Raw genomic sequence first — 17705 nt, 5'->3', positions numbered from 1 at the left:
CAATACTGTTTTCATTTCCTTTTTGGGTTTTCAGCGAGGTTCTTTGAGGCGTGAAAGAGGCTACTCACAATCGAGCCGACGTGCTGATCGAGGCGCTGCCGTACATTCGGCGGTTTCGCGGCAAAACCTTCGTCATCAAGTACGGCGGGCACGCGATGCAGACTGAGGAGCTGCGCGAGAGCTTCGCGCAGGAAGTCGTGCTGCTCGATCTGGTCGGCATCAACCCGGTAATCGTCCACGGCGGCGGGCCGCAGATTACCGAACTAATCGGCAAGCTCGGCCTCAAGTCGCGCTTCGTGCGCGGGATGCGCGTGACCGATCCGGCGACGATGGAAGCTGCCGAGATGGTCCTGCAGAGAATCAACAAGGATCTCGTCGCGACCATTTCGCGCATGGGCGGCCGCGCAGTCGGCCTGTCCGGCAAAGACGGCGACCTCATTCGCTCGCGCAAGATGCGGATGGTTGTCACCGACGATAACGGCAAGCGCTCGCGCGTCGATATCGGGCTGGTCGGCGAAGTCGATCGCGTCAATCCGGAGTTGCTGCGCACGCTCGAGGTGAACAACTTCATCCCGGTGATCGCGCCGACCGGGTTCGGCTGCGACGGCCAGACTTACAACATCAATGCCGACACCGCGGCGGGCGAGATCGCGGCTGCGCTCAAGGCGGAAAAATTGATTCTGCTGAGCGACGTCGAAGGCGTGAAGGACAAGGACGGCAAGCTGCTTTCGACCCTCGACGCCGCCGAAGCGCGTCGACTGATCGCGCGCGGCGTGATTCACGAAGGCATGATTCCGAAGGTCGAATGCTGTATCGAGGCGCTCAACAAGGGCGTCGCGAAGACCCATATAATCGACGGCCGCAACAAGCACGCGGTCCTCCTCGAAATCTTTACCCGCTCGGGAATAGGCACCGAAGTGGTCCAGCACCGCGCCAAGGTGTCCGCCCTGAGCGACACCGCTCGCAGCGCGCAGGGCGGTAAATCGCGATGAACAACGCCGAAATAATAGAACTGACCCATCGTCACCAGGTCGATGTCTACGGATGCCTTCCGCTCGCGTTCGCCCGCGGCCACGGCGCGTATCTTTATGACGCCGACGGTAACCGCTATCTCGATTTTTTCTGCGGGCTCGCCGTCACCAGCCTCGGTCATGGAAATCCGCGCGTCGTGCGCGCGATCAAGGAGCAGGCGGAAAAGCTTACGCACGTCTCTAATATTTTTCATACCGAGCCGACCGCGCGACTGGTCGAGCGGCTGGCGAATCATTTCGGCGACGGAAAAGTTTTTTTAGGAAATTCGGGCGCCGAGGCGAATGAAGCTGCAATAAAGCTCGCGCGGCGATGGGGCAGTAACGCAGGTGGCGGACGCTTCGAGATTTTGACGACGCTCGGTTCGTTCCACGGACGCACGCTCGCCACCGTCAGCGCGACCGGCCAGGAGCGCTACCATCAGGGCTTTCAGCCAATGATGCCCGGCTTCAGATTCGTTCCCTTCGACGACCTCCCAGCCTTCGATCGTGCGCGGCGCGACGAAACCGTCGCCGTGATGGTCGAACCGATCCAGGGCGAGGGCGGCGTGGTCGTGCCGCGCGCGGACTACCTGAAGCGACTGCGCGACTGGTGCGATCGCAACAAGCTGCTTTTAATCCTCGACGAAATACAAACCGGAATGGGGCGCACGGGAAAATTCTTCGCGTTCGAACACGTCGGCATCAAGCCCGACATCGTGACTCTCGCCAAGGCGCTCGCCGGCGGCCTTCCGATCGGCGCGATGATCGCGAAGCCCGAGATTGCGTCCAGCTTCACGCCCGGCAGCCACGGCAGCACCTTCGGCGGCAATCCGGTTGCATGCGCCGCGGCGGTCGCCGTGATCGACGCGCTCGAGCAGGACGGTGTGCTCGAGAATGCGTCGAGCGTCGGCGGCTATATCCTCGAGCGGCTGAAAGAATTTGCCCGGTCGTGCGATCGAATCATCGAGGTTCGCGGCCTGGGCATGATCATCGGCGTCGTGCTCAAGCACGATCCGCGTCCGATCGTCGAGGACTGCCTCAAGAATCGCCTGATCGTCAACGGCACCGCGGGCAACGTGCTGCGGCTATTGCCTCCGCTGAACCTCACGCGCGAGGAAGCGGACGCCGGCCTCGCGATTATCGAGAACGCACTCAAGAACGTGCCAGTCCCGAAATGAAACGCGACTTTCTCGATCTCAGTTCGCTCTCGTCAGCGGAACTCAACGGACTGCTCGCGCTCGGCGCGCGGCTCAAGGCCGAGCTCAAGATTGGACTCGAGCATCCGTACCTGCGCGGCCGCACGCTCGCGATGGTATTTCAAAAGCCGTCGCTGCGGACGCGCGTTACGTTCGAGACCGGCATGGCGCAGCTTGGGGGGCATGCGATTTATCTCGCGCCGAATGATATCGGTATTGGCGAGCGCGAATCGGTCAAAGACGTCGCGCGAAACATTTCCCGCGCCGTGGATTTGATCATGATTCGCACATTTTCGCACGAGACCGCGGTCGAACTGGCCCGCGAGGCAAGCGTGCCGGTGATCAACGGGCTTACCGACTTGCTGCATCCATGCCAGGTGCTCGCCGACCTGATGACGTTGCAGGAGCGCTTCGGCCGCGACCTCCGGAAGGTCCGCGTGGCATTCGTCGGCGATGGATTCAATCTTGCGCAGAGTTGGATCGAAGCGGCGTCGCTCGCCGGTTTCGAGCTGCGGCTTGCGAGTCCAAAAGGCTACGAGCCTGAAAAAGATTTTCTCAAACGCCTGCGCAACGAAGAAATCGGCACGATCACCGACGATCCTGTCGAGGCGGTGAAGGATGCGGACGTCGTCTACACCGACACCTGGACCTCGATGGGCCGCGAGAAGGAAGCGGTGCAGCGCCGCCGCGACTTCAAGGGCTTCCAGGTCAATGACGCGCTGCTGAAGAACGCGCGCAAGGGCGCGATCGTGATGCATTGCCTGCCGGCGCATCGCGGCGAGGAAATCACCGACGAGGTGCTCGACGGCCCGCGCTCAGTCGTGCTCGATCAGGCCGAGAACCGCCTCCACGCGCAGAAGGCCGTGATGGTCTGGTTGATACGTCCCGAAATTTTGCAGACTACTTCGCCGTCGCCGGAGTGACGGGCTTAAAAATTGTGGCCACTGAAAAGATAAAAAAACTGGTGCTCTCGTATTCGGGCGGACTCGACACGTCGGTGATGCTGCGCTGGATCAAAGATCATTTCGGATGCGAAGTGATCGCATACTGCGCCGACGTGGGGCAGGGCGACGAGACTGACGGCCTCGAGGAGAAGGCGCTCAAGACGGGAGCGAGCAAACTTTATATCGTCGACCTGCGCGAGGAATTTGCGCGGGACTTCGTCTTCCCGATGTTGCGCGCGAACGCCGTATACGAGGGCTACTACCTGCTCGGCACTTCGATCGCGCGGCCGGTCATCGCAAAGAAGCTGGTCGAGATTGCGCTCAACGAAGGAGCCGACGCAGTGGCGCACGGTGCCACCGGTAAGGGCAACGACCAGGTGCGCTTCGAGCTGACGTTTGCGCGGCTCGCGCCGGACTTGAAAGTTATTGCACCGTGGCGGCGTACTGATTGGCCGTTCGTAGGTCGCGCCGACATGCTCGCATACGCCAACGAAAAGAAAATTCCGGTGCAGGTGACAGCCGAGAAGCCGTACTCGATGGATCGCAACCTCGTCCACATCAGCTACGAGGGCGGTATCCTCGAAGACCCTTGGCGCGAGCCGTACAACGACATGTTCCGCATGACCGTCTCGCCTGAAGATGCGCCCGACAAGCCGGAGTACGTCGAGATCGAATACGCAGGTGGCAATCCGGTTGCGATCAATGGAGAGAAGCTCGGGTCCGCGAAGATTATCGAGCGCGCCAACGAAATCGCGGGGCGCCATGGCATCGGCCGCGTCGATCTAGTCGAGAATCGCTACGTCGGAATCAAGTCGCGCGGAGTTTACGAGACTCCCGGCGTAACGATCCTCTTCCATGGGCATCGCGCAGTCGAGCAGCTCACCCTCGATCGCGAGGTGATGCATCTGCGCGACGGGCTTATCCCACGCTACGCGGAAATGGTGTATTACGGATATTGGTTTGCGCCCGAGCGTGAGGCGCTGCAAGCGTTGGTGGACGATACGCAGAAAAACGTGAATGGTGTCGCGCGGCTGAAGCTCTTCAAGGGCGGCGTGTGGATCGCTGGCCGCAAATCGCCGAACTCGCTGTACGATCCGAAGATCGCGAGCTTCGAGGAAGCCGGCGGTTACAACCAGGCCGACGCCGACGGACTCATCCGGCTCGCGGGCCTGAGGCTTCGAGCGCTCGCGCATGCGAGCAAGAAGGACGGATAGATTTGGGCAAAGTCATCCAGTTCAAACCGCCGCGCACACAGCCCAAGCTCGTGCCCCGTCCGCCCCGCACCGGCGATTGCGATCACTGCCATCACAAGATGGACGTCCACATCACGCATCCCGACGGTTCGATGAGTTGTGCGGCGCGCGGATGCTCCTGCCAGTTGCGGCCGATCAATTGATTCCGCCGTCGCGGACTGCCCAGCTCGTCCGATCGTGAAAGTGCGTCGCAGCCAGAAAAATCTCATCCGAGGAAGATTTGCGCGCGGCCGCCTGCCCGAGGTCGAAGCATTCACGGCGTCGTTGCCATTCGACCGGCGCCTTTTTCGGCACGATATTCGCGGGTCGATCGCGCATGCGCAGATGCTCGCGAAGGTCGGATTGCTCAAAGCGAGCGAGTTGCGCGCGATCGTTGGCGGACTCGAGCGCATCGAAAGTGAGATTGCGAACGGGCGCTTCAAGTTCGATATCGCCGACGAAGACATCCACCTCGCAATCGAGCGCCGGCTGATCGCGTTGATTGGCGAACCCGGGCGCAAGCTGCATACCGGGCGCTCACGCAACGATCAGGTCGCACTCGACATGCGGCTGTATCTCCGCGACGAGCTTTCAAGCGTGATTGGGCTGGTCGGCGAACTGCGCGCGACACTCATTCGACTCGCGCGGCGCCACATCTCTACGATTATGCCCGGCTATACGCATCTGCAGCGCGCGCAGCCTGTGACGCTCGCGCATCATCTGCTCGCATACGTCGAGATGCTCGGGCGTGACCGCGAGCGCTTCGAGCAGGCCGCCGCACGCACTGCTGTCATGCCGCTAGGCGCCGGCGCTTTGGCGGGTTCGACGCTGCCTCTGGATCGCCGGATGGTCGCGCGGGCGTTGGGCTTCAAGGCGATCACTACCAACAGCATGGACGCCGTGTCGGATCGCGACTTCGTGGTGGATTTTCTTTCGGCGGCGGCGCTCACGCAGGTGCATCTGTCGCGGATGAGCGAGGAAATTATTCTGTGGACGAGCGCCGAGTTCGGGTTCGCCGCGCTGCCCGATGAATTTTCGACCGGCAGCTCGATGATGCCGCAGAAAAAGAATCCCGACCTGCTCGAACTGATTCGCGGCAAGACCGGCCGCGTCATCGGCGACCTGGTGGCGATGTTGACCGTTTTGAAGGGCCTTCCGCTCGCTTACAATTCGGATTTGCAGGAAGACAAGGAGCGCGTATTCGACGCGCTCGACGCGCTGAAACCGGCGCTCGATCTGCTTGCGAAGTTTTGGCCAATGCTGCGATTCGATGCGATGCGCATGCGCGCGGCGGCTGGCGGATTTGCGCTTGCCACGGATCTCGCGGAATACCTGGTCGGCCGCGGCATGGCATTTCGTGAGGCGCATGAAATCGTCGGTGCGATCGTGCGCGAAACGGCCGAAGCCGGAAAGACGCTCGAAGATTTGAGTATCGACGATTTGCGACGGCACTCGAGCGCGTTTGGCGCCGACGCAATCGCGATGCTTCGAGCCGAGAACTCGGTCGCCCGGCGCACGATCGAAGGCGGTCCGGCGCCGTCAACAGTCAAGCGCCGCCTGAAGGAGCTCGGACGTTGATGAATATGAAAACCAGTCGCGCGAACCTGCCGGCGATCACCTTTGCGATCGCCACACTTGCCAGCGCGATCGTCCTCGGATGCGGCGTAAAGTCAACGCCGATACCGCCCGAAGCCGCGCGTCCCGAGAAAATCGTGTCGCTCGAGGCGGCTAACGCGAAAGAGGGAATTCGCTTGAGCTGGGATCGTCCCGAAAGCTACGCCGGCGGCGCGAAGCTCAAGGACCTCGGCAGCTTCTCGATTTCGCGCACCGAGGAGGGCAAGCCCGCCGAGAAGATCGGCGACATCCAGGTGCATGACGAAGGCCGATTCCAGGTGCAAAATACATTTGAGTTCATCGACGGCTCGACCGTGATGGGCAAGACCTATCACTACCAGGTCACGTCCAGCACCACCGACGGTTACGTGAGCGAGCCGTCCAACGACGTGGCGATCGTGCGCAAGAAAGTCTCCGCCTCCGCTGAGCCGAATCCCGACACCTTCGTGGTGCCGACCCCCGTGCCGCTCAAATGACGTTTATTCGTTGGGCTGCGCTATGATAAAAACGAAACTTCACCCAATCGCTACAACGCAATGAACTACTTCGAATATCGCAACGATCAACTTTTCGCAGAAGACGTGCCGATCGCCGACTTAGCACGCCAAATCAAAACTCCCTTTTTCGTTTATAGCGCGCGCACGCTCCGGCGGCATTTCCGGGTTTTCGACGAGGCCTTCGCCGGCACCGACCATCTGATCTGTTACGCGATGAAGGCGCTCTCGAATCTGAGCATCCTGAAGTTGTTCGACTCGATGGGCGCGGGTTTCGACATCGTGTCGGTCGGCGAGCTGATGCGATGCCTTCGGGTCGGAGCCGACCCGCGCAAGATTGTCTTCTCGGGCGTCGGCAAGACCGATGAGGAGATCGCAGCTGCGCTGAAAGCCGGCATCCTGATGATCAACGTCGAGTCGCGTCCGGAACTGCATCGTATCGCGGAGGTCGCCGGCCGCATGAAGCATCGCGCGCCGGTCAGTCTGCGCGTGAATCCTGATCTCGATCCGGGCACGCATCCGCACATTTCCACCGGCCATCGCGACAGCAAGTTTGGCGTGCCGCTTTCGCAAGTCGACGAATATTACGCGGAAGCGAGCGCGCTGGCGCAGCTCGAGATCGTCGGACTGAGCACGCACATCGGATCGCAGATAACCGAGATGGCGCCGTTTGCCGAAGCGGGACAGAAGGTTGCCGCGATCGTCGGGCGCCTGCGTAGCGCGGGAATCGAGCTCAAGTATCTCGATCTCGGAGGCGGTCTCGGAATCCCTTACCAGGAGCAGCCGCCGCCTCCATCGGAATATGCGCATGCGCTGCTGAAGCCGATCGCCGGTCTCGGGCTCAAGATAATCACCGAGCCAGGACGCGTGATGGTCGGCAACGCGGGCGTTCTGGTGACGAAGGTCCTTTATAACAAGGAGACCGACGTGAAGCGCTTCGTCGTTATCGACGGCGCGATGAACGATTTGATTCGGCCGGTACTTTACGAGGCGTATCACGAGATCGTTCCGGTAGATCGCAGCAAGCCGGGCAAGACCGTGACTGCGGATATCGTGGGGCCGGTTTGTGAGAGCGGCGATTTTTTCGCGCGCGAGCGTGAGATGGCCGAGCCGGCCGAGGGCGATCTGCTTGCTGTCATGAGCGCCGGTGCTTATGGATTCGTGATGTCGTCGAACTACAACAGCCGCCCGCGCGCGCCCGAACTGCTGATCGACGGCGCAGACGTGCATGTGATTCGCGACCGCGATAGCTTCGAAGATCAGATCCGCGGCGAACATATCGTCAGCCTGAAGTCTGCGTAAGCGCGCGAACAACGAAAACCATGGCAACGCTCGAATTCACCAAGATGCACGGATGCGGCAACGACTACATTTATATTGTCGCGATGCGTGCGCGTCCCGCCGATCCGTCGGCGCTCTCGGTCAAACTTTCTGATCGCCACTTCGGCGTCGGCGCCGACGGCTTGATCATGCTGGCGCCGTCGAGCAGCGCCGACATCCGAATGGAGATGTACAACGCGGACGGCAGCCGCGGCGACATGTGCGGCAACGGAATTCGATGCCTCGCGCGACTCGCCTTCGAGCGTGGCCTCGTGCGCCGCAATCCGATGGTCGTCGAGACCGACGCGGGTCGCAAGACGGTCGCGCTGCGGCTCGAAGGTCGCCGCGTCGTTAGCGCGACGGTCGATATGGGCGAGCCGATTCTCGAGGGCCGCGACATCCCGGTGAAGGCCGACGGCAGAATCATAGACTACCCGCTCGAGGTCGCGGGCCGGCGCGAGTCGATCACCGCAGTCTCGATGGGCAATCCGCATTGCGTCTTATTCGTTGCCGACGACGGTGTTTTCAAACTACAGGATCGCGATTTCGCCGCGCTGGGCCGCGAGTTCGAGCATCACCCGTTCTTTCCCCGCCGTGTGAACACTGAATTCATTCTCGCAACGTCGCGCAGCAATCTTAAGATGCGCGTATGGGAGCGCGGCTCGGGCGAGACCTGGGCGTGCGGCACCGGCGCGTGCGCGGCGTTGGTCGCGGCTGTGCTGACAAATCATTCCGATCGCACCGCGACAGTTGAGCTTCGCGGCGGTAATCTCGAAATCGAATGGCGCGCCGACGGCGCCGATGCGAATCACGTTTTCATGACTGGCAACGCCGTCGAGGTTTTCAGCGGCGCGGTCGAGCTGGGCGCGGACGAAATGGTCCCAGTGAAATAGTGAAAAAGTGAAACAGTGAAATGAAGACGGCTGGAGGCTACGAACGATGTTCCATGGCGCATTGACTGCTCTCGTCACGCCGTTTCGCGACGGCGTGGTGGACGCGCCCGCGTTGCGCGACCATATCGAATGGCAAATTCAGAGCGGGATCGACGGGCTGGTTCCGTGCGGCTCGACCGGTGAATCCGCCACGCTCACGCATGCCGAGCACGACAGCGTGATCAAGCTGACGATCGAGCAGGTGCGAAAGCGCGTCCCTGTTGTCGCTGGTACTGGATCGAACTCGACTGCCGAGGCGATTCGGCTCACTGCCGCCGCGCGCGAGATGGGTGCGGACGGCGCGCTGCTGCTCTCACCCTATTACAACAAGCCCACGCAGGACGGCATCTACCGGCACTACAAAACGATTGCGGCGAGCGTCGATCTTCCGTTGTTCGTGTACAACATCCCCGGTCGCACGGCTTCGAACATCCTGCCGGAAACGATGGCGCGGCTCGCCGAAATCAAGAACATCGTCGGCATCAAGGAAGCGACGGGCTCGATGGATCAGTCGTCCGACATTCTGAAAATGTGTGGCGATCGGATAACGATTTTGTCCGGCGACGACTCGCTCACGCTGCCGCTGATCGCGCTCGGCGCGAAGGGCGTGATCTCGACCTGCAGCAACGTTGTGCCGCGCGAGATGCACGATCTCGCGGCAGCCGCGCTGGCGGGAGATTTCGCGAAGGCGCGCGAGATCCATTTCCGGCTGCTGCCGCTGATCCGCTCGCTGTTCGTCGAGACCAATCCGATTCCGATCAAGCAGGCGCTCGCGTTCATGGGCAAATGCGCCAACGAGTTGCGGATGCCCTTGGTGCCGATGACCGCCGGTCCGGCCGACAAATTGCGCGTCGCGATGAAGGAACTCCGCCTCGTCTGATCGCGTATCTGCCATGGCAGAGCCCTACTACAAGCAGCACTGGGTCGATATCGATTCCGACCGACACAGTGCTTACGACAAGATCCTTGCCTACCATCCGGCGATGGAACCGCTCCTGCGCCCGCTCGATCTCAAACCAGGGCTGCGCGTGCTCGACGTGGGTTCCGGCCCCGGTCACACCACCTTCGAACTGGCGCGGCGCGTGGCTCCCGGCGGCAAGGTCACCGGTATCGATATCAATGGCGAGTTCGTCGAGCGTTCCGGCGCTCGCGCACGCGAGGCCAAGCTCGCTGCGGAGTTCGTGCACAATGCTTTTCCGCCGCTGCCGTTTCCCGACGCTTCGTTCGATCGCGTGTGGTGCAAAAATGTTCTTGAGTATGTTGATTCCGCCGCCGATACTGTCGCGGAGATGGCGCGGGTGACGGCACCAGGCGGAATCGTAGTCGCGGTCGACAGCGACTGGGACATGCTAGCGCTCGACATCGGACGGGACGGGCGCGAGCGCAGCGATCGAATCATCGCGGCGTCGAAAGCGATTGCGATCAAGGAGCCACAGATTGGCCGCCAGCTATATCGGCTGTTTCGCGCGGCCGGTCTCGATGACGTGAAAGTCGAGATTCACGCGGGCGCGGACACCGCCGGACGCTCGTTGCCGATGCTGAAAGCCAGCTTCGCGCGATACGCTCGCGACTCCGGCAAGATCGCGGCAGCCGAGGTCGAGGGTTGGTTCGCCGACATCGATCGCGCCGTCGCGAGCGGATCGTTTCTGTTCGTATTGCCGCAATTTGTGGTGCGGGGGATCAGGAACCAGGCAGGCCGGTAGTGTGAACGCAAATCTCTTTCGGGGGAAAGACGAATGACTTTTGCATGGCTCGCATTTTTCGACGCCATCCTGGCGATAGCGATGATCGGCGCAGGAATGGTCGGCGCGCACTTCCGCCTGATCGCGCCGTTCATGGGGTTCCAGCTATTCGCGCTGGGATTCCTGCTGAGCGTTATCGGTACGCTGGTCGGGCTCCTCGCGATTTTCCTGACGCGTACGCCCCAGGCACAAGCCGGGCGCAAGCGCGCCGTGCTCGCTACGGTGGTATGCGTGCTGATCGCAGTGCCGATATTCCTCACCTTGATAAGCAGTCGCAAGTACCCGCCTATCAACGACATCACGACCGATTTTGACAATCCCCCCGAGTTCACGTACGCGGAGCAGCTGCAGCATGAACCGAATCGCGACATGAAATACAACAAGACGAAATATGCCGACCGACAGGTGCAGGGTTACGGCCCAATCGGTCCGATTAAGGAGCACCTCGATCCGACGGCGGCATTTGCGCGCGTAACCGAGGTCGCCAAGGCCTCCCCGAGCTGGACGATTACCTATAACGATCCGGCTACGAAGACGATCGAGGTCGTCGCGACATCAAAGCTGTGGCATTTCAACGATGACGTCGTGATCCAGGTCCGGCCGGCCCCCGACGGCACTAGCTTGATCGAGATGAGATCGAAATCGCGCGACGGCATCGGCGATTTCGGCGTCAATGCCCGGCGTATCCGGCATTTCTTCGATCGCGTCGCGCTCGCTCGCAGCCCGAGCGATCAGAATCCCACCACTGACGAAGACCAGCCGTAGTGGCTATTGCTTGAGTGCGCGAATCGTCCGCATTGCGGCGGCGTTGCGATCTTCGTTGACCGGATTTGTGAACACGATCGCGGTGCCGATTCCTGGCGCGCATAGCTCCTGCAGACGTTCGCGGACGCGCGACTCCGATCCAACCAGCAGGGTCGCATCGATCAGTTCATTGCTGACCGCATTGATTGCCGCGTCGGCATCGCGGCCCGCCGCGCGAATCGCCGAGATTTCCCGCTCGAAGCCCGAATGCGCCATCATGTTGCCGTAGAACTTCAACGCTCCGTAGCGTGACAGCAGCTTGCGCGCCGGACGTCGGGCGGCTTCGAGGTCATCTGAAATAAATGCGGTCGCGAACAGCGTCGGCTCGATCTGTTTGACGTCGCGGCCCGCGATCTTTGCGCCTTCGGCCAGCTCGCCAATGGCTTCCTTGACCCGCGCCGGCGGAAAGAAATTGAAGATGACGCCGTCGCCGATTTCGCCGGCCAGCTTGACCATCGGGCGCGACACGCCCGCCAGGTAAAGCGGCAGCTTCGCGCCGACGCGCGGTCCGGTCTTGCCGCCGTCGAGCATCGCGCGCAAGGTCTTCACCGTTTCGCGCATCCTGGTCAGCGGAACTCCCATCTCGATTCCGAGCGCCGAATTGCCTTCGCGATGCCCCGTGCCGAGGCCGAGAATAAATCGTCCGCCGGTAAATTCCTGGACCGCCGCGGCTTCATTGGCGAGCAGATTCGGATGGCGCAGATAAATGTTCGTGATGGCGGTGCCGAGCTTGATGCGCTTGGTATGCAGGCCGAGCGCGAGCGAGCACGCCAGCGAATCGTTGTTCGCCTCGGTCATGAAGACGCCGGAAAAGCCCGCGTCCTCAGCTGCGCGCGACCATTCGATCAGGCGCGCCGGCGGGCTGTCCGGAAGAATCGTGCAAGCAATCGCAATTTTGGCCATGATGAAAATTCCTTTCGACTGACTTCACGCGACACTTTCATCATGCGGCAGTTTCCGTCAAGCGTGTGGCGCTAAGAACCCCGCACGCTGGACTTTTTTGGTCGACGCATCGTAAACATAAATCTGGATTGCCAACGATGCGGCCGTTTTCATGGGTCACATCTCAAACCGGAGGACCAGTGATGAAACGATTTGCTGTGGCATTGATCGCGACAAGTATGCTGATGACCGCGGTCGGTGCGGGACTCGCAAAAGATTTGAGTCCGACCGGGGCCGAGGAGGCCTTCGTCGACGCGGTCGGAGTATGCGGCCCGTCGAGCAACATCGCGGGCTCACTCGGCAAGAGTAACGATCCGCAGGTGAAGATCGCTCTTCGCAACGCTCTGATCACCGAAGCTGCCGACGATGCCGCCGGTGTCGCGGGCGCCAATCAGCCGCACGCCGAATGCCTCAAAAAGGAGCTCACGTCGCGCGGATATACAGAGGACGAGCTCGGTGCGTTGCCCTATTGCATCACTCACGACTGGCCGGATCCGTTCACCGGCCTGGGCCAGTGCGTAAAGAGTCACGGCCGTCTCGAGGGCGCCATCAGCAAAAAACCCTAGCGCAGATCTCTCGCTTCGAATGCCGGCGCAATCTTAGGTTCCGCTGCTCACGCGACTTTCGGTAGTGGGTCAGTTTGAAATCGGTCGGCGGTGCGTTCGCGCTGAACGTGTGCGATAATACTTGCATGGCAGAGAGGCGCAAGAAACGTCCGCGTGATCCATTATCATTAGCGAAAATGATCGGCGACATAGCATCCACCAGACGACCAGAGTGACGCCAGCAATGGCTGCAGGCGTCACCGATACTCTGTGGTCGCTTGATGATATGGTGCGGATCGTGGACGAATGGGAAGCGAGTCAGAAGGAACAGACTGAGTAAAATGTACTGGCTAACACTAGCCGCGGCGATCGTGTTTGGTTCGTTGGCCGCATGGTTTTTGATTTGGCCTGAAGGCGTCTTTCGCGTTAATCCCAGGATGAGGGAGAATTACAGCATCACGACGCTTCGAATGACTGGACTGGCCGTCCTGATCTTACAGGTTTTCTACTTTTATTTTCAGCGTTCAAACTGACCCACTACCCGACTTTCCATGCTGCGCGCAACTGATAGTTTAGTTCGTCATGATGTCCGATTGCCGCCGCTGTCGATTCTGCGCGGGCGCTCGTCTGGCAACTAGACTGTTCGTCTACGCTGCATCTGCGTTCTTCTTCAGTGGATGCGCAATGCAAGCGCCAAGGCTGCCGATCTCCTACCTACCGCAACAAACGGTGCAGCCGGTCAAGGGAGCCGACGCGGTTTCGGTACAAGTGAAGGTGGAAGACGTGGAGCCAGAGACGTTCAACTATTTCATGGGCAACCTGCATTACCAAGTCAAAGACGCTCCTGAGACTCTACAAGGTGCGGCCGAGAGTGAACTAAAGGCGCGCGGGTTCAGAATCGCTGATGGTGGCGGAGTTGTCTCAATCCAGCTCAGCGCATTCGGCGCGACGTGTGATGTCGATAACTTTTCGACGGACGTCACCTCGCGCGGTTCCCTTTCGATGCGCGTTGAGGTTCAGTCGCAAACCGGGAAAGTTCAATACTCTCGAGTAGTCGGAGGGGAGGCCATCCCCGCTTACGCTTTCCTATGGATGAAGAAGTGCGCCACTCCTGAGCTTCAGGGCGCCCTCGAGGACGCATTCAAGCGACTGTTCGCGGATCCAGCCTTCACAGCCGCGATCCTCTCGACGCGTCAGCAGCCTCCTCCGAAACCGGTCAGTCCAGGCCGTATCGCCGGCGCTTTCGCCATAATGTCGCGACGTTGATTCCCAGCATCTCGGCCGCTTCTTCCAGCGTCATCGCCTGTTCGAGCACGATCTCGATATGCTTTCGTTCCATCTGCTCCAGCGTGTTGCTGTGATCGAGTTTGTCCGGTGATGCGAGAATCTTGTCCGGCAGATCGCTCAAATTGATCGTCTCGCCACGGCTCAGTATCACCGCGCGCTCCATCACGTTGCGCAGCTCGCGGATATTGCCCGGCCACGAGTACGACAGCAGCGCTTCGCGCGCCTCGGCCGCGATAGAATGCGCCGGTTTATGATGCGTCTGTGCAGCTTGAGCCGCGAAGTGCTCCGCCAGCTTCAGGATTTCTCCCGGCCGGTCGCGCAGCGCCGGCACCTGCAATTCGATCACGTTGAGCCGGTAGTAGAGATCCTCGCGGAACCGCTTCTCCTTGACCAATTGCTCGAGATGCTGATTGGTTGCGGCGATTATGCGCGCGTCCACCTTAATCGTCTGCGCGCCGCCGACGCGCTCGAACGTCCGCTCCTGCAGAAAACGTAAAAGCTTCGATTGAACCACCGGCGTAAGGTCGCCTATCTCGTCGAGTAACACCGTGCCACCCTCGGCCGCTTCGAGGCGCCCGGGCTTGTCTTTGATCGCGCCGGTGAACGATCCACGCACATGGCCGAACAGCTCGCTCTCGAGCAGATGCTCGCTGAGCGTCGTGCAGGCGACCTGGACGAACGGCCCGTCCTCGCGCGGACTCAAGCGATGAATGTACGAGGCCAGCATGCTCTTGCCGGTGCCGCTTTCGCCGGTGATCAACGCGGTCGCGTCGCTGTCGGCCACTTGCGCCGCAATCTCCGCGAGCTTTCGCGAATGCGGACTGTAGGTGAGAAACGGCTCGGGCTCGGTCAGGCTCTCGATTCGATCGCGCAACTCCTTGTTCTCGGATCGAAGTTCATGCACCTCGAGCGCCCGCGCGACGACATGCACTATATGGTCCGCCGTGAACGGCTTGGTGACGTAGTCGTATGCCCCCAGGCGCATCGCCTCGACCGCGTCGGGAATCGATCCGAATGCCGTCATCATCACGACCGGCATCGTGGGGTTGAGCCGTTTGATCGACTCGAGCAGCTTCAGCCCGCCCATCCCCTCCATGCGGACATCCGTTATGACTATCGCTGGCACCGACGGCCCTAAAAGTTCCAGTGCGCGTTCCGCATTCTCAGCGACGGTCACCTGATGACTCGCCGACTCAAGACTCGCCGCCAGTACTCGACGGATATTGCGGTCGTCATCGACGACAAGAATGTTAGCCAAGCGCGTCCTCGATTAGCTGTTCAGGTCCCATTCTAATGCTCGATTGGCTGGCAGCATCAAGAGTCAACCGCGGCGGATAATTGCAAATTGCATGACCATAGTCGCTAAAGCCATTGCGTTCCGCACATCGAACTTTCCAAAAAGCAACTAGATCATGGTGAATCATTGCGGTCTGCATCTTGCACTTTGAAACCCTTGGCAAGCCCGGCTTTTCCGGCGTTTGCTCGGGGAGATTTGATACTTGGCAGCCACTCCAAAAGTTCTCGGCGCCGAGCGGGCTCAGCCGCAGGCGACCTTCGGCAAACAAACTAAAGCAATCGTAGTAACCACCGGGATGCTCGCCTTCATCTCTTTCTGGCGAGCCTCCGCGGTCGTGCTATGCGACCTCGCGTCCTCAGCCTACTACATCGGCGGCATTGTCGAGACCGCATGCGGCCGCTCCGCGCCGTACTTCATCCTCGCCGTCATGCTGTTCTCGTACGCGGTGCGGGCAGTGTACGTGGAATCGTGCTCGATGTTCACCCGCGGCGGCGTTTATCGCGTCGTCAAAGAGGCGATGGGCTCGACGCTCGCGAAAATTTCGGTGTCGGCCCTTATGTTCGACTACATCCTGACCGGCCCCATCAGCGGCGTTTCGGCCGGCCAATACCTGGTCGGTCTGATTAACGAGCTGCTCAAGCTCGGGCATTCCTCCATTATACTGCCGCCCGACTTCACCGCCGCCTTCTTCGCCATTGCCGTGACCGTATATTTCTGGCGCCAGAATATTCTCGGCATCGAGGAATCCAGCGGCAAGGCGATGCGCATCATGCAGATCACGACCGTGATGGCCGTGATCATGATCGTGTGGTGCGGGCTGACGATTTATACGCGCGGTGCTCATCTGCCGCCGTTCGAGTTGAAATTCACCAACGACTCGCTCGGATGGCTCAAGCACTTTCCGGGTGCGCGCACCATCGGCACCTTGGGAATTCTGATCGCATTCGGCCATTCGATCCTCGCGATGTCGGGTGAAGAATCTCTCGCACAAATCAACCGCGAGATCGAGGCGCCCAAGCTCAAGAATCTGCTTCGCGCCGGCATGGTCATTTTCATCTACAGCCTGCTGCTGACCTCGCTGGTCTCCTTCTTCGCAGTCATGATCATCCCTGACAGCGTCCGCATGTCCAACTACGGCGACGACCTGATCGGCGGCCTCGCGATGTTCATGATTGGGCCGCTATGGGCGCGAATCGCGCTGCGCGCGTTCGTCGTCTTCGTCGGATTCCTTATTCTGGCCGGCGCTGTTAACACCGCGATCGTCGGTTCGACCGGCGTGCTCACGCGCGTCGCGGAAGACGGCGTACTGCTCGACTGGTTCCGTCATCCGCATAGGAAGTACGGCACCAACTACCGCATCGTGAACATGGTCGCGATGCTCCAAATCGCCACCATCGTGCTCTCGCGCGGCGACATGTTCGTGCTGGGCGAGGCCTACGCCTTCGGCGTGATCTGGAGCTTCGTCTTCAAGACTCTCTCCGTGCTGATTCTGCGCTACAAGGACAAGTATCATCGCTTGTGGCGGATGCCGCTCAACCTGAAATGGTTTCGCCCCGGCGGTAAGGATTTCCCGCTCGGTCTCGCCTTGACGTTTACTGTTCTGTTCGCGACCGCGGTCATTAACCTCTTCACCAAGCAGGTGGCGACGATCTCCGGCATAAGCTTCACGCTCGCGCTATTCGTGATTTTCGAGATCTCGGAAAAGATCAACGGGCAAGTCGCGCACGAATACGGCGAGGAGCCTGAGAAGTTCAATCTGCAGCTGATCGAGGAAAGCCAGGTCGATTCGATCGGCTTGGGCCTGTTCGCCCCGCACAAGAAGCTGATAGCGATTCGCGATCCCGGTAATCTCGCGCATCTGCATCGCTACCTGTCGGAGCGCGACGACGCCGAGCTGATCGCGCTGACGGTGAGAACCGAAAAGGGTCTTGCATCAAGCGACGGCGGTCAGATTTTCAGCGACGCCGAGGAAAAACTTTTCAGCAAGGTGGTCAAGGTTTGCGAGGATCACGGGCGCGCCGTCACCCCGCTGGTGGTCGTCTCCAACGATCAGGTCTACGCGATCGCGCGCATGGCGTTCCTGCTCAGCGTCGACGAAGTCGTGATGGGCGTGTCGGCGCGCTTTAATCCCGACGTCCAGCTCGAGAACTTCGCGATGCATTGGGGATCGCTCGGCGACTCGGACGAGCGTCACGTAAACGTCCGCGTGCTCTCCGACGACCAGGACATCCGCGCCGAAATCTGATTCGCGATTCCATTTTTCATTTCCCCTCTCCCTGAAAGGGAAAGGATCGAAGAGCCTGCCCTGAGCTTGCCGAAGGGTGAGGGTCCTCCTGAAGTGGCACA

Annotated in this window: 18 protein-coding genes and 1 pseudogene; 16 read left to right on the top strand and 3 right to left on the bottom strand. The window is 60.5% G+C overall.

The annotated features are described in order from the left end of the window. Positions 1-50: 50 nt before the first annotated feature. The 5 genes from argB to WB650_RS04795 are packed head-to-tail and all read left to right on the top strand — an operon-like array spanning position 51 to position 4546. Entirely contained in the window at positions 51-992 is a 942-nt protein-coding gene (gene argB, locus WB650_RS04815) for an acetylglutamate kinase (RefSeq protein ID WP_422303545.1), read from the top strand. Further along, the gene (locus WB650_RS04810) at positions 989-2188 is read left to right on the top strand and encodes an aspartate aminotransferase family protein (RefSeq protein WP_422303546.1); all 1200 of its coding nucleotides are present in this window, start codon (positions 989-991) and stop codon (positions 2186-2188) included. The genes argB and WB650_RS04810 overlap by 4 nt, the downstream gene beginning before the upstream one ends. Further along, a complete protein-coding gene (gene argF, locus WB650_RS04805) occupies positions 2185-3129 on the top strand; it encodes an ornithine carbamoyltransferase (protein WP_422303547.1) in 945 nt (314 codons plus the stop codon). Before WB650_RS04810 ends, argF begins: the two co-directional genes overlap by 4 nt. Before the next feature lie 14 nt (positions 3130-3143). Then, positions 3144-4364, top strand: a complete 1221-nt coding sequence (locus WB650_RS04800; RefSeq protein WP_422303548.1) for an argininosuccinate synthase — start codon at positions 3144-3146, stop codon at positions 4362-4364. A gap of 2 nt (positions 4365-4366) precedes the next feature. Then, on the top strand, positions 4367-4546 hold the full coding sequence (locus tag WB650_RS04795; protein ID WP_422303549.1) for a hypothetical protein: 180 nt from the start codon (positions 4367-4369) through the stop codon (positions 4544-4546). Here the strand turns inward: WB650_RS04795 and WB650_RS04790 are convergent. Then, on the bottom strand, positions 4539-4721 hold the full coding sequence (locus WB650_RS04790) for a hypothetical protein (protein ID WP_422303566.1): 183 nt from the start codon (positions 4719-4721) through the stop codon (positions 4539-4541). The genes WB650_RS04795 and WB650_RS04790 overlap by 8 nt on opposite strands. Here WB650_RS04790 and argH point away from each other — a divergent pair. From argH to WB650_RS04755, 7 genes are read left to right on the top strand one after another with little or no spacing between them, the layout of a single operon-like run. Beyond that, positions 4638-5960 carry an argininosuccinate lyase gene (gene argH, locus WB650_RS04785; RefSeq protein ID WP_422303565.1) on the top strand — a complete coding sequence of 441 codons (1323 nt, stop codon included), beginning with the start codon at positions 4638-4640 and terminating at the stop codon, positions 5958-5960. The genes WB650_RS04790 and argH overlap by 84 nt on opposite strands. 5 nt (positions 5961-5965) lie before the next feature. Next, the gene (locus tag WB650_RS04780; protein WP_423959625.1) at positions 5966-6472 is read left to right on the top strand and encodes a hypothetical protein; all 507 of its coding nucleotides are present in this window, start codon (positions 5966-5968) and stop codon (positions 6470-6472) included. Positions 6473-6532: 60 nt separating this feature from the next. Continuing rightward, positions 6533-7792 carry a diaminopimelate decarboxylase gene (gene lysA / locus WB650_RS04775; RefSeq protein WP_422303551.1) on the top strand — a complete coding sequence of 420 codons (1260 nt, stop codon included), beginning with the start codon at positions 6533-6535 and terminating at the stop codon, positions 7790-7792. A gap of 20 nt (positions 7793-7812) precedes the next feature. Beyond that, a complete protein-coding gene (gene dapF, locus WB650_RS04770) occupies positions 7813-8703 on the top strand; it encodes a diaminopimelate epimerase (RefSeq protein WP_422303552.1) in 891 nt (296 codons plus the stop codon). 46 nt (positions 8704-8749) lie between these two features. Beyond that, positions 8750-9622 (top strand): 4-hydroxy-tetrahydrodipicolinate synthase, encoded by an 873-nt coding sequence (gene dapA / locus WB650_RS04765; protein WP_422303553.1) that lies wholly within the window; start codon positions 8750-8752, stop codon positions 9620-9622. A 13-nt stretch (positions 9623-9635) separates the two neighbouring features. Further along, positions 9636-10445: a methyltransferase domain-containing protein gene (locus WB650_RS04760; protein ID WP_422303554.1), complete on the top strand. Its 810-nt coding sequence runs from the start codon at positions 9636-9638 to the stop codon at positions 10443-10445. Positions 10446-10478: 33 nt separating this feature from the next. Then, positions 10479-11249, top strand: coding sequence for a DUF1499 domain-containing protein (locus WB650_RS04755; RefSeq protein ID WP_422303555.1), 771 nt, complete (start codon positions 10479-10481; stop codon positions 11247-11249). A gap of 3 nt (positions 11250-11252) precedes the next feature. On the opposite strand, the gene WB650_RS04750 is transcribed toward WB650_RS04755, so the two are convergent. Further along, complete coding sequence (locus tag WB650_RS04750; RefSeq protein WP_423959622.1) at positions 11253-12191, bottom strand: LLM class flavin-dependent oxidoreductase; 939 nt, start codon at positions 12189-12191, stop codon at positions 11253-11255. A 182-nt stretch (positions 12192-12373) separates the two neighbouring features. Between WB650_RS04750 and WB650_RS04745 the strand changes: the two genes are divergently transcribed. The 3 genes and pseudogenes from WB650_RS04745 to WB650_RS04735 all read left to right on the top strand — a co-directional run bounded on the left by WB650_RS04745 (position 12374) and on the right by WB650_RS04735 (position 14041). Continuing rightward, positions 12374-12796, top strand: a complete 423-nt coding sequence (locus WB650_RS04745; protein WP_422303557.1) for a hypothetical protein — start codon at positions 12374-12376, stop codon at positions 12794-12796. Positions 12797-12989: 193 nt separating this feature from the next. Beyond that, a pseudogene (locus WB650_RS04740) lies at positions 12990-13115 on the top strand (IS1 family transposase); the annotation flags it as partial. A 344-nt stretch (positions 13116-13459) separates the two neighbouring features. Continuing rightward, positions 13460-14041: a YajG family lipoprotein gene (locus WB650_RS04735; protein WP_422303558.1), complete on the top strand. Its 582-nt coding sequence runs from the start codon at positions 13460-13462 to the stop codon at positions 14039-14041. Here WB650_RS04735 and WB650_RS04730 read toward each other — a convergent pair. Beyond that, positions 13992-15320 (bottom strand): sigma-54-dependent transcriptional regulator, encoded by a 1329-nt coding sequence (locus tag WB650_RS04730; protein WP_422303559.1) that lies wholly within the window; start codon positions 15318-15320, stop codon positions 13992-13994. The genes WB650_RS04735 and WB650_RS04730 overlap by 50 nt on opposite strands. 241 nt (positions 15321-15561) lie before the next feature. Here WB650_RS04730 and WB650_RS04725 point away from each other — a divergent pair, with 241 nt between their 5' ends. Next, positions 15562-17604 (top strand): APC family permease, encoded by a 2043-nt coding sequence (locus tag WB650_RS04725; protein ID WP_422303560.1) that lies wholly within the window; start codon positions 15562-15564, stop codon positions 17602-17604. The last annotated feature ends 101 nt before the right edge of the window (positions 17605-17705 follow it).

Source organism: Binatus sp. (SeqCode), assembly GCF_049584895.1.
In the GTDB taxonomy this organism is placed as follows: domain Bacteria; phylum Desulfobacterota; class Binatia; order Binatales; family Binataceae; genus Binatus.
This window is presented reverse-complemented; position numbering and strand designations above follow the sequence as displayed.

What these genes read in the sequence shown, in the direction of transcription:
- WB650_RS04810 (WP_422303546.1), top strand. Translation starts at nt 989, where the DNA reads ATGAACAACGCCGAAATAATAGAACTGACCCATCGTCACCAGGTCGAT.
- argF (WP_422303547.1), top strand. Translation starts at nt 2,185, where the DNA reads ATGAAACGCGACTTTCTCGATCTCAGTTCGCTCTCGTCAGCGGAACTC.
- WB650_RS04790 (WP_422303566.1), bottom strand. Translation starts at nt 4,721, where the DNA reads ATGCGCGATCGACCCGCGAATATCGTGCCGAAAAAGGCGCCGGTCGAA.
- WB650_RS04780 (WP_423959625.1), top strand. Translation starts at nt 5,966, where the DNA reads ATGAAAACCAGTCGCGCGAACCTGCCGGCGATCACCTTTGCGATCGCC.
- lysA (WP_422303551.1), top strand. Translation starts at nt 6,533, where the DNA reads ATGAACTACTTCGAATATCGCAACGATCAACTTTTCGCAGAAGACGTG.
- dapF (WP_422303552.1), top strand. Translation starts at nt 7,813, where the DNA reads ATGGCAACGCTCGAATTCACCAAGATGCACGGATGCGGCAACGACTAC.
- dapA (WP_422303553.1), top strand. Translation starts at nt 8,750, where the DNA reads ATGTTCCATGGCGCATTGACTGCTCTCGTCACGCCGTTTCGCGACGGC.
- WB650_RS04760 (WP_422303554.1), top strand. Translation starts at nt 9,636, where the DNA reads ATGGCAGAGCCCTACTACAAGCAGCACTGGGTCGATATCGATTCCGAC.
- WB650_RS04755 (WP_422303555.1), top strand. Translation starts at nt 10,479, where the DNA reads ATGACTTTTGCATGGCTCGCATTTTTCGACGCCATCCTGGCGATAGCG.
- WB650_RS04750 (WP_423959622.1), bottom strand. Translation starts at nt 12,191, where the DNA reads ATGGCCAAAATTGCGATTGCTTGCACGATTCTTCCGGACAGCCCGCCG.
- WB650_RS04745 (WP_422303557.1), top strand. Translation starts at nt 12,374, where the DNA reads ATGAAACGATTTGCTGTGGCATTGATCGCGACAAGTATGCTGATGACC.
- WB650_RS04735 (WP_422303558.1), top strand. Translation starts at nt 13,460, where the DNA reads ATGCAAGCGCCAAGGCTGCCGATCTCCTACCTACCGCAACAAACGGTG.